The organism is Pseudomonas sp. Q1 (genome assembly GCF_009935975.1).
GTDB lineage: Bacteria > Pseudomonadota > Gammaproteobacteria > Pseudomonadales > Pseudomonadaceae > Aquipseudomonas > Aquipseudomonas palleroniana.
Genome location: NZ_QODI01000002.1, coordinates 147,386 through 156,519 on the forward strand (window position 1 = coordinate 147,386; position 9,134 = coordinate 156,519).

Sequence of the window (9,134 nt, forward strand, 5' to 3'; positions counted from 1 at the left end):
TAGCTGCGATTGAGCTGTATAAGCAGCGCGACTGGAGGTTTGATGTATATCTCGCCAGGCGCTGGATTGCAGATCAGCAAGGCAGCGGCACTATCCCTTTAATCGATTCGGACATGGCTACAAGGTTAATGCGGCATTAGGCTGTCTCCTTACAATTTTGACTTCTCTTCCCACATCGCAATGATGTTCATCCTGACGTCTCCATCAATACCAGATCATGGGTTTTCGCAACCGTCATGCCGAGCAGTTCGGCGCTCAGGAATTCCAGACGGGCACCTTGCGACTTCTCCCAGTCGGGCAGCAGGGCGATCACACCGCGCAGACCCAGGCGCGTCAGGTCGTAGGCCATGTAGTCGGCCCACTGCGCACCCTCGACGATGCCGTGGTCTGCCGGGTTATCGACTTCGTAGCACAGGGCGCGCAGCTGATCGGCCACGGCGTTGAAGGCGGGGTAGTTGAAGTCCTCGATCCCCGTCATTGGCCCGGCCACGTAGACGCGATGGGCGCGGTCGGCCTGGAGGTTTACACCTGGCAGCAGGAACGACCTGATGCGGTCAACTGCTCGATCAACAGGTGCCTGGATGAATGACGGCAGCGGCTCGTTCGCCGGCGGCGTAGTCCGAGTAACAGCGGCGATCATGCCGACGTGCGAGTCGGTAACGATGCTGCGGATGTCGGGCTTGCGGTTTTCGGTAGGCATGGGGAGCCCTTGCCAGGCGATGCCCGGGAGGTGGTTAGGTTTAAAGAATCGGCTACAGTTCGAAGATCATATCTAAGGACAGATCTATGACATGCTTTATTTGCGGCGAGAAAGCGCTCGCAACCGATGTTGGCGAGGATTACGAAGAAAGAGTCTGTCAAAAATGCGGTCACTATCGAATCACCAGTGCGGCACTCATTCTTCTGAAGTCTCGCGATTGGAGCTTTGACGAGGAGCTGGCGAGAACGTGGCTTGAGCAGCAAAAGCGTCGTGGATTTATACCTACCATAGATGATCAGCAGGCAAGTCGACTGATCCGCGTTTAGACCGCCTCATCCTGGCCCTCACTCACTCGCACTCAAAAGTGCAGAGCAGGCTTTAATTTTGTTTTTTGGGGGCATGGGGAGTCCTTGCCGGGCCATGCCCGGGCGGTGGAATAAGCTGATTTAGGCTGTTGCGGACAACGCAAGGATGTCTTCACCGCCGCGTGCAATGCCGGCGTGAAGGTCAACCTTTCTGCCTGCGAGCATTCCGGCGACCTGGGCGTTGAGATCCAACTCTACGGCTTTGCTTTTCCTGGACTCCCCGATTTCCTGGGTGGCGAGATATTCGCTGATCAGGGCCTTGTCCTGGTTTTGAATCGCGACGAGGTCCTGGCCGGTAGCGGTGGGCCCGAGCTGGTCGTCTTCGCCTTGAGGGACCAGCGATTTCAGCTTCGACTGGACTTCCCAAACCCAGGCCAGCGCAAAGTGATCTCCTGCAGTTTCTGCGGAATACTGACTACGATGAACGCCCGATCTGACCGCCGAGCAGTAGGCTTTGCGGGCCTGAGTGAGCTTGGTGTGCAGTGCCTCATAGGCATACAGGGCTATGTTCTGAGCAGGAGAAACGCCGACGAATGTCGCGCACTCAATGATTCGGCCTTTCGAGGAGCTCCACTTCCTGCGCCGCAGGGTTGTACAACTAAATGCGTCTGCCACAGCGATACTGAGTTGTTGATCCCATGCCGGTCGACGCTGAGCGCGGAACAGGGACGACTCTACTTCACCAACATCGCTCAACTTCACATCCATTTCGGTCAGCCGGTACTCGCGCATCAATGCCTGGGCTTGTCGGAGCGCAGTGGCGGCTTCGTTCTCGTTGGCGCTCTGCGCCATTGCCAGGCAGTGCTTGATCTTGCGGATGGCGCGCTCGAGCTTCTTTTCGTCGATCTGTTGTGCGGACATAGGGGAGCCTCGCCTGGGTGGCGTGATTGGTTGGATTGGGGTATTAATAGAATTTAGTACGGGCGTATTAGGAGAGAGATATGTCGCGATTTGAGAATGCTATGGAAGTTTTATCAGCAGCAGAAGAGATCATAGCGCAGTTAGATGAGGACTATAAAAAAGCAAGAGCCGCAGAGAGCGTTTTGCATGTCTCGAAAACAAAGGTCAAGTCGGCGTTGGAGTATATACGGAGCGCCCTGGAGTATATAGCTCAAGACGTTTGGGCGTCTTATACAAAAAAAGGTAATAGTGTTTATTTTCCATATGGGAAAGATGAGGTCGAGTTTTTAAAAAGCGTAAAGAAAAATCTACCTGCTTTGGATGAGCAGGCGCCGAAATTGTTCTCGATCATTCGGTCTATACAGCCTTTTTGTTGTGGTGATGAGTGGCTTGTTTCTGTTTGCAAGGCTTCTAACTTTAACAAGCACAATGGGTTAAGTGCGCAGGTTAGAAAGCAGTCAAAGAGTAATGTCATAAATATTAACGGGTTTGGAACTTTTTCTAACTGTGAGGGGTTGATTCTCGATAACTGTAGCTTTAATGGTATTCCTATTGCTAAATCGAATCGCATGGTTTTATCAAACTCAATGCCTACATCCGAATTGCAAGACCAGATTTCCGAAGGTATTGTGCTGTCTCGAGAGTTTGATTGGGTGGAGTTTCACTTTGAGGACTATGGTGTTGACGTTCTTTTACTGATAACGAAGGCGCACTCAGCTGTTTTGGATCTTGTTGTTCAAGTCAATAATGAGATAAACGGACGCGATATTTGATTTTTCACATATTTGCATTCTCAGCATATGGCGACCAGGGGGAGGCGGCCGGTTTCCCGGCCGGATGATTTACTTAGGATCGAACGAGCCAAGAGAAAGCGATGCGCTCGTGCCGATCTTCTCTTGAAGAACCGTCTTGAATTCCTGCGCGATGTCTTCGCGCTGAACTTCTTCACCTACCCAGCGCAGTTTCAGCACCGGCACTGCGCCGCTGGTGATAACCGAAAGGCGCAGAGTGATGACTTGTTCGGTCAATCCCTCGAACGGAACGGTGCTGAATTGCAACGATACCGGCAGAGTTTCTTTGCTGCGCGCTTCGATTTGGTCCATGGCGCTGCGGCTGGCGCTGGTTTCGCCTACCATGGTTTCCGATTCGCTCGACGCCTTGATCGTGATGGTGCGCACTGCCGCAATGGCCCTGGCCACAGGGATGGCGTTACCGGCCTCGTCAATCGGCGTGAGGTACTGGTGCCAGTCTTCGATCCAATCGCTCAAATCCTTTTGGCTGATACCGCGACCGCCAATTTGCTGGGCAGCGGTGTACCCGGCGGTCGGCTTCAGTTTCAGGATGGCGCGGTCATCGGCGTGCCCGGGAGATGCAGCAGTGCCCAGGTTGAACAGCAAAATGCAGCTCATTGCGTCCTGATCGATGAAGCCACGGGCGCCCGATTCTGCACGCTCTGCCACATACAACGCAAAATCTTCCAGCGAATGGGTGCTGTAGGTGCCACGGAAGCGGCTGCGACCAGCCTGGTATCGTTCAAGGTCGATGATTTTTGCGCTATCCGGCAAGACCACCGTAGGCACAAACGTCTCCAGCTTCTTGCCAGTGGCTTCCAGTGCGTTATCGGTAATGAGCTGAATTGCTTCTTTGGTAAGTGACATCGGTTATTTCCTTGGCTTACTGGAGGGAGGGTGTAGCGGGGCGGTTCAGCTGCGCTTAGGGATAGGCGCGTCATCGCGGGTGAAGAGCTGGTCGTGCTTCTCCGCGAATAAGGTCACACGGCCGCCGGTGCCCACATGCATGGGGGTATCGAGGCTGGTGTTTTCGCTACGAGTGCCACGTTTGGTAGGCACCTTGTAGTCGAGCTTGTGTTTGATCTTGACCTGATGCGATTCGCCGATTTGGCTGAAATCCAGGGTTATCACCACTTTTCCAGCCTTGCCGTGGTCAACGACCCCGGCGGCTACTTCGGAAAGGGCGTGGCCTATTTGGCTGGCGAAAGCGCCGCCGTTGAGTTCTTCAAGGAACTCGGCTGTGTCGGTTGCGACTGACATTGTTGAATCTCCGGGGGTGATTGATTCCGCTGGCCGGCAGAGCGAGCCAGGTTTGACGTTTGCGTTGCTGGTGACGGGCTATGCGGCGCATGAATCGACTTTCACCTGACCCCATGCGCCGGCGGCGAGGAAAAGCTTCGCGGCGTGGGCTTCGTCGAGCGTGACCTCGGCGGGAACGGCGATCCAACCTGACGCAACTATGTGGTTCGGGTTGCAGCCGTCTCGCAGCTCCAGGTAGTAGTGCTCAATGGCGTCAGTCAGGCGCTCGGCCTTGTAGATGCCCTCGGGCGAGATCTCTACCGACTTGACGTACTCAACGCCACGCTCGTTGCGACACATGGCGCTGATGTAGATCGTCCAGTGATAGGAGAAGTCGAAGAGGGCGTTGGCAATAGCCAGGCTGCGAATCTGCTTGCAGCTCTTCCAATTCACCATGATCTGCAAGCCGCTGGGGTCGATGTTCATGACGGCGACGTGATTGGTGTTGAGCAGTGACCGACAAGCGCGCTCGGCCCGGGCGAAGCAGTTGTTGGGCTTGCGCTTGCTCATAGCGAGTTCGCCATCAGCCGAAGGGCCTTGCGATCTGCTGCGGTCAGCCCCTTGGGCTTCCGGTAGAGGACCGTTTCAGGGTCTATCCAATCTCGGCGCTTGGGTGGCGGTGAAGGTTTGGCGGGAGGAATTTCCCGGTAGCGACCCCCTGGCGTCCTCCAGAAGTCGGCCACCGCCGCAGCAAGCCGATCAGATTCGATCTGTTTTTCTCGAACTGCGTAAAGGTTCAGACTGATCATGGTGGCCTCACTTGATGCGAATCGAGCTGTCGCCGCGCTCAAGATGAGCCCACTTCGGCTCTTCGAGCAGTTCGTGTTCGGCATCCTCGCCAGCTGCAATCCGCTTGCGCACGGCCTCGTTGTGGTCGCGAATTTCCTTGAGCTTGACGGCGATGGCCTTTTTGTCAGGGGCGATGCTTGATTTAACGGTCGTCAGTTCGTCCGGTACCGCGTCTTCGTTGTCCACGATCACCCGCTCACTGCCCATGGCCAGGGTTATGGTGAACAGTGGCCGCTTGATCGACTTGATGTTGGCGGCTTCCATATTGCGGCGCAGGTAGTCGCTGATTTGCGACACGCTGTTGGACTTGATGCGCTTCAATTCGGCCAGGCGCTCAATCTCGTTTTCGATTGCCGTCACATCGCTCTCGATATTGCGGCGCAGCATGACGATGTTGTCGGCTTTGATGTTGAAGTCGCCCTGGATCTCATCCATTGCGTGCTGCAAGGCCTCCTTGAGGCCCTCTTCATCGGTGTCGGCCATGGCCTGCAATTCAGCGAGTTGGCCGGTGAGTGTGTAGAGATTTGTCATGCTGCATCCTCTTGAATGTTTTCGAGTTGCGCTTTGCGTTCTTCGAATGCTTTGGTTATGCGTTTGATGAAGGACGCTTCATTACGGCGCGTGGCTTCGCGGAGATACTTCACATTGATCAAATTCAATTCGTGAAGAGATACGGCTTTGCCGATGGTTTCGACGGCCGACGCGAGCCAGTCCACGCGTTCCTGCTTCTGGCGCAGCTGCTCAGCGTCCTTGTCTTCCGCTTTCTCGAGTGCGAACACTTCGGTGATGGTGTCGACGTAGCTGGGGTCGTCGAACATGCCCAGGTAAATGTCAGCTGCGAAGCCCAAGGCTTGCAGGCATTTACCGATGCCGTCGGTGAGGGACTTCTTCGCCGTATCCCAGTCAGTCAGGATTTTTCCCTTCTGCAGGTACACGAAAGGGGTGTGGCCGTACTGCTGGATCGTGCACTTTTGCCCGTCTTTGCCCGTGTACCAAAGCTCAACTTTTACGGTGTGAACCTTTGCGCAAATCATTGGTGCACCGGGCCACTCTTTCGTAGGGGCTTGGATCGGGGCGCCTTCGTCGAAGCGGTCCTCAAGTACAGTCCAGCCCCAGCCTTCACCGCAGGGGCCGAATAGCTCGGTAGCTCGATGCATGAGGTATGTTGGCCTGATGGCGGTGCCCTGAAAGCCACCGGCACCGATGAATTTCTTGGTAACTTCGGGATCGGTTTGGTTGACTTCGTCCCATATCCTGGTGTTTTTTGTCATCACTTGTTCCTCCAGCCATCAGAGCGCTTAACCAGGTCTTTGAAGGAAGCCGCCGGTAGCCTGCTCATGTACTTTTTATTGTCGCGGTACCACTCTTCGAGAGCGTCCCGTGGGGTCTGGATCGCCACAATGTGAGTGATCCGCTCGCGGTAGGATGTTGAGTTGGCTACTTGTGAGTGGAAGGCGCTGCGAACGACCACAGTGTTGGTCATCCCTTTTTTCACAAGGGCTGTGAGTTCCTCCTGAGATTTCACAGCTATCGCGCCTGGGTGTTTTTTCTGGAAGAGCCGGTAGCACGCTTCCTTCACCAGTTCGGTAGTCCCGTACTCGACGTATTCAACGTCCGGAATGCCTTTTTCAATCATCTCGGCCACCTCATCGAGCTGGCCGGTGTCGATCCAGGCATTTTTCGAAACCTGTCTCAGATCCCATCCGCAGACCGTCTGTCTGTCGCGTTCGAGCTTCAAATACTCGGGCAGGATGTCGTAGCCGTAGGTCAGCTCGGTGTCGCACACGTAGAGCGAGCCCACATACAGCTTTCCGGGCCGCGATGGCAGGATGTGCCCGTATTTGCTGCCGATCACGTCGCTCATTGCCGGCTGCATCCGCAGGCACATGCCACGGATCTCCTCCTCGTGTTCGGAGGTGATGCCGGAAATGATGAACTCAACGCCCTGATTGGGCCGGTGCGCCGGCGTCTCGTTGATGCAAAGCACCTCGGCGTCGAATTGGGCGCTGTGCCTGAACTCAGGAACCCATTGTTTGTTGCCGTTGAGGACTGTTACGCCGAAGCCGTTGCGGGTCAGTACCAGCATGGCGATTTTGTAGCCCTCGCCAAAACTGCCAATCGCGTCATCGCGGTCGGACTTGGAAGTGCTGCCCAGCACCAGGGTGCTGGCCTCCAGCCTTGCGAACCGGCTGGTGATGAACAACTGGCCTTGCGCAAAGGCATATTCAAAAGGGGATTCACTGTCCAGGGCGTTCTGGATCAACTCGCGCACAGCCTCTTTCAGGCCCCAGTGGCGCACGTAATCCCGCGAAAGAGGAAGTTCATAGGATTTGGAACGGATGCGGTCTGCAATTGCTGCGAGCATGACTATCTCCCGCGCCATCCTTGCGGTGGGCGCTGTGCGAAATGATTTATTGGGTGATCAGGCCGCCGATGGCGGGGCCCAGGAATACAACTGCGATGAAGGTCAGGCCGACGATGGCCGAGGTCAGGCGGATGGCGCGGCGCCGGTAGCGCTGGCGGGTAGTCATGGGCGCTGCCTCAGCTGCTGCAGCACCAGTTCGTGCAGTGCTTGACCGTTGCGGCTCATACGCTGCCCACGAAGCTGCCACTTTTTCGTGCTGGGCCAACAGTCGATCATTCGGCCATCGGGAAGCGTCAGAACGACGTGGTAGCCGTTGTTGTGCTTCTTGTGGGCAATGCCGGTTCGAGATAGCCAGCCGTCAAAGCGCTGCATGGCTTCGGCCTTCATGCGCTTTTTGTGACCTGCCGGATTTGGTTCGCTGCACTCACCACCACAATTAAGGCAGCAGCGCGGAAAGCCAACACTGTCGCCGATGGGTTGGCAGCAGCTCATGCAGTGAGAGCCATCAGCCACGCTCTCCTCATAGAAGCTCACGCCTTCACCTCATAAGCGACTGTCCATTCACCGCACAGGCAAATCCGGCGGCTCCAGGCGTGAACGTTTTCGATACCTGCGTCGTAGGCAAGCGACAGCACGCCGAGCCAGGATTTGTGGGTAAAGGCCAGGGTCATGGTGTTCATGGATTCTCCTTGCGCCGCTGGCTGATTTTGAGCAGGCGCTTGCAGTAGTGGTTGAACTCTTCGACGGAAATTGAATTGCCTTCCATCATCCTGGTAATCATTTCCAGGACGGCACGCTGGGCGCCTCGCTCGCTACTGGGATGCTCCAAGGCTTCGAGAGCCTCGTCGATTAGGATGTGGGCGCTCAAAAGCCGACCCTCCGCTCCAGCTCGTCCTGCTCTTCCTGCAGCTGAACGGCTATCCCCGCATGAGGCTTAAGCAGGTCAACCGCGAGCTGCTTGAGGGCCGTTTTAGACCCCAGCAGATAAATCGCCAGGTCCAACATCAGGCCGGCGCTGCCGAATCCCATAGCGTGGATCACCAGCTGGCCCAGTGCGTCGATTTTGTCCTCGCCGTCAATCTGGCGCTGGTTGACGTGGTCCTGTACCGCCTTGGCGAACATGGCCTGGGTCACTTCGCCCTTCTCGGACTTGCTGAACCCCCATTCCACCCGATAGCCCAGCATCAGACGCTCGGCGTTCGCGTCGATCCACTCGACTTCCGCCAGGTCGTCTTCGCTCACCGGAGGCGGCAATAATTCGTCGTGCAGAAACTGAGTCTTGCGTAATGCAGACATGGTCGCCTCCAGGGTGACGGGTTGGTTAGACGGGTAGATCTGACCAGCCTTGAACAAGGTTGGTGACATAGCTCCCATAATTCGGGATGTAGTCGTTTTCGGATTCAGGGCCACGCTCGAACAATTCGCACAGCGGAGTGAAGTCGCCAGCGGTGCGGTGCTGATCGGATTTGAAAATGCCCAGGCAATAGCGGAATTCCTCGACCGTGAAGTCTTCGAAACCGCACTCATAGCCCATGACGTACGTCGATACTCGAATGCGATTTCCAGCTTTCATCGCTGACTCCTCTTTTTGGTCACCTGTATTCGTCAACACTCATGCCTCCCGCTGGTTGCCTATGGGCGCGGGGGAGGAGTGCTGACGTGGCGCTGGTTGTTCAGTGGTGAAGCGTGCCCTGGCCAAAAGGCTTGAAGCAGCATGCGCAGACGGCGATACCTGTCTCCTGCTTGATCTCAATGCTGCGCGCGGTGTTGCGGTACATCACTGCAGCGGATGAAAGGCCGGCTCGCTCAGCTTCGTCCGCTACCAGAAGCCATCCCGCGATTGCTGGGTTTGGCGTCGCTGGCGCGGCCAACTCGATTTCGATTTGCATCGTCTTGCCCTCGGTTGTTTTCCCAATGCACCCGGG

The 9,134-nt window shown here is 56.0% G+C and carries 16 protein-coding genes; 1 reads left to right on the forward strand and 15 read right to left on the reverse strand.

What is annotated here, in order from left to right; translation table 11 throughout:
• Positions 1-187: 187 nt before the first annotated feature.
• Together DK870_RS03525 and DK870_RS03530 are read right to left on the reverse strand one after the other, a co-directional pair.
• Positions 188-700 (reverse strand): DUF4406 domain-containing protein, encoded by a 513-nt coding sequence (locus DK870_RS03525; protein WP_256679804.1) that lies wholly within the window; start codon positions 698-700, stop codon positions 188-190.
• 446 nt (positions 701-1,146) lie between these two features.
• Complete coding sequence (locus tag DK870_RS03530; protein ID WP_161547935.1) at positions 1,147-1,926, reverse strand: DUF2786 domain-containing protein; 780 nt, start codon at positions 1,924-1,926, stop codon at positions 1,147-1,149.
• An 80-nt stretch (positions 1,927-2,006) separates the two neighbouring features.
• On the opposite strand from DK870_RS03530, the gene DK870_RS03535 reads away from it, so the two are divergent.
• Positions 2,007-2,738 (forward strand): hypothetical protein, encoded by a 732-nt coding sequence (locus DK870_RS03535; RefSeq protein WP_161547936.1) that lies wholly within the window; start codon positions 2,007-2,009, stop codon positions 2,736-2,738.
• Between the two features lie 69 nt (positions 2,739-2,807).
• On the opposite strand, the gene DK870_RS03540 is transcribed toward DK870_RS03535, so the two are convergent.
• The 13 genes from DK870_RS03540 to DK870_RS03595 form a co-directional block, all read right to left on the reverse strand.
• Positions 2,808-3,623, reverse strand: coding sequence for a YfdQ family protein (locus DK870_RS03540; protein ID WP_161547937.1), 816 nt, complete (start codon positions 3,621-3,623; stop codon positions 2,808-2,810).
• Between the two features lie 45 nt (positions 3,624-3,668).
• Positions 3,669-4,016, reverse strand: a complete 348-nt coding sequence (locus DK870_RS03545; RefSeq protein WP_161547938.1) for a hypothetical protein — start codon at positions 4,014-4,016, stop codon at positions 3,669-3,671.
• Positions 4,017-4,094: 78 nt separating this feature from the next.
• A complete protein-coding gene (locus DK870_RS03550) occupies positions 4,095-4,565 on the reverse strand; it encodes a hypothetical protein (protein WP_161547939.1) in 471 nt (156 codons plus the stop codon).
• Positions 4,562-4,804 carry a hypothetical protein gene (locus DK870_RS03555; RefSeq protein ID WP_161547940.1) on the reverse strand — a complete coding sequence of 81 codons (243 nt, stop codon included), beginning with the start codon at positions 4,802-4,804 and terminating at the stop codon, positions 4,562-4,564. The genes DK870_RS03550 and DK870_RS03555 overlap by 4 nt, the downstream gene beginning before the upstream one ends.
• 7 nt (positions 4,805-4,811) lie before the next feature.
• On the reverse strand, positions 4,812-5,375 hold the full coding sequence (locus DK870_RS03560) for a siphovirus Gp157 family protein (RefSeq protein ID WP_161547941.1): 564 nt from the start codon (positions 5,373-5,375) through the stop codon (positions 4,812-4,814).
• On the reverse strand, positions 5,372-6,115 hold the full coding sequence (locus tag DK870_RS03565; protein ID WP_161547942.1) for a hypothetical protein: 744 nt from the start codon (positions 6,113-6,115) through the stop codon (positions 5,372-5,374). The genes DK870_RS03560 and DK870_RS03565 overlap by 4 nt, the downstream gene beginning before the upstream one ends.
• The gene (locus DK870_RS03570; RefSeq protein ID WP_161547943.1) at positions 6,115-7,209 is read right to left on the reverse strand and encodes a hypothetical protein; all 1,095 of its coding nucleotides are present in this window, start codon (positions 7,207-7,209) and stop codon (positions 6,115-6,117) included. The genes DK870_RS03565 and DK870_RS03570 overlap by 1 nt, the downstream gene beginning before the upstream one ends.
• A 162-nt stretch (positions 7,210-7,371) precedes the next feature.
• Positions 7,372-7,743 carry a prominin family protein gene (locus DK870_RS29580; RefSeq protein WP_256679805.1) on the reverse strand — a complete coding sequence of 124 codons (372 nt, stop codon included), beginning with the start codon at positions 7,741-7,743 and terminating at the stop codon, positions 7,372-7,374.
• On the reverse strand, positions 7,740-7,889 hold the full coding sequence (locus DK870_RS29305; protein WP_178126853.1) for a hypothetical protein: 150 nt from the start codon (positions 7,887-7,889) through the stop codon (positions 7,740-7,742). Before DK870_RS29305 ends, DK870_RS29580 begins: the two co-directional genes overlap by 4 nt.
• Positions 7,886-8,077, reverse strand: coding sequence for a hypothetical protein (locus DK870_RS03580; protein WP_161547944.1), 192 nt, complete (start codon positions 8,075-8,077; stop codon positions 7,886-7,888). Before DK870_RS03580 ends, DK870_RS29305 begins: the two co-directional genes overlap by 4 nt.
• Entirely contained in the window at positions 8,074-8,505 is a 432-nt protein-coding gene (locus tag DK870_RS03585; protein ID WP_161547945.1) for a hypothetical protein, read from the reverse strand. The genes DK870_RS03580 and DK870_RS03585 overlap by 4 nt, the downstream gene beginning before the upstream one ends.
• Before the next feature lie 25 nt (positions 8,506-8,530).
• Positions 8,531-8,782: a hypothetical protein gene (locus tag DK870_RS03590; protein ID WP_161547946.1), complete on the reverse strand. Its 252-nt coding sequence runs from the start codon at positions 8,780-8,782 to the stop codon at positions 8,531-8,533.
• A gap of 100 nt (positions 8,783-8,882) precedes the next feature.
• A complete protein-coding gene (locus DK870_RS03595; RefSeq protein WP_161547947.1) occupies positions 8,883-9,098 on the reverse strand; it encodes a hypothetical protein in 216 nt (71 codons plus the stop codon).
• Positions 9,099-9,134 lie beyond the last annotated feature (36 nt).

Coding starts and splice junctions, on each gene's coding strand:
- DK870_RS03525 (WP_256679804.1), bottom strand. CDS start 700: ATGCCTACCGAAAACCGCAAGCCCGACATCCGCAGCATCGTTACCGAC.
- DK870_RS03530 (WP_161547935.1), bottom strand. CDS start 1,926: ATGTCCGCACAACAGATCGACGAAAAGAAGCTCGAGCGCGCCATCCGC.
- DK870_RS03535 (WP_161547936.1), top strand. CDS start 2,007: ATGTCGCGATTTGAGAATGCTATGGAAGTTTTATCAGCAGCAGAAGAG.
- DK870_RS03540 (WP_161547937.1), bottom strand. CDS start 3,623: ATGTCACTTACCAAAGAAGCAATTCAGCTCATTACCGATAACGCACTG.
- DK870_RS03545 (WP_161547938.1), bottom strand. CDS start 4,016: ATGTCAGTCGCAACCGACACAGCCGAGTTCCTTGAAGAACTCAACGGC.
- DK870_RS03550 (WP_161547939.1), bottom strand. CDS start 4,565: ATGAGCAAGCGCAAGCCCAACAACTGCTTCGCCCGGGCCGAGCGCGCT.
- DK870_RS03555 (WP_161547940.1), bottom strand. CDS start 4,804: ATGATCAGTCTGAACCTTTACGCAGTTCGAGAAAAACAGATCGAATCT.
- DK870_RS03560 (WP_161547941.1), bottom strand. CDS start 5,375: ATGACAAATCTCTACACACTCACCGGCCAACTCGCTGAATTGCAGGCC.
- DK870_RS03565 (WP_161547942.1), bottom strand. CDS start 6,115: ATGACAAAAAACACCAGGATATGGGACGAAGTCAACCAAACCGATCCC.
- DK870_RS03570 (WP_161547943.1), bottom strand. CDS start 7,209: ATGCTCGCAGCAATTGCAGACCGCATCCGTTCCAAATCCTATGAACTT.
- DK870_RS29305 (WP_178126853.1), bottom strand. CDS start 7,889: ATGAACACCATGACCCTGGCCTTTACCCACAAATCCTGGCTCGGCGTG.
- DK870_RS03585 (WP_161547945.1), bottom strand. CDS start 8,505: ATGTCTGCATTACGCAAGACTCAGTTTCTGCACGACGAATTATTGCCG.
- DK870_RS03590 (WP_161547946.1), bottom strand. CDS start 8,782: ATGAAAGCTGGAAATCGCATTCGAGTATCGACGTACGTCATGGGCTAT.
- DK870_RS03595 (WP_161547947.1), bottom strand. CDS start 9,098: ATGCAAATCGAAATCGAGTTGGCCGCGCCAGCGACGCCAAACCCAGCA.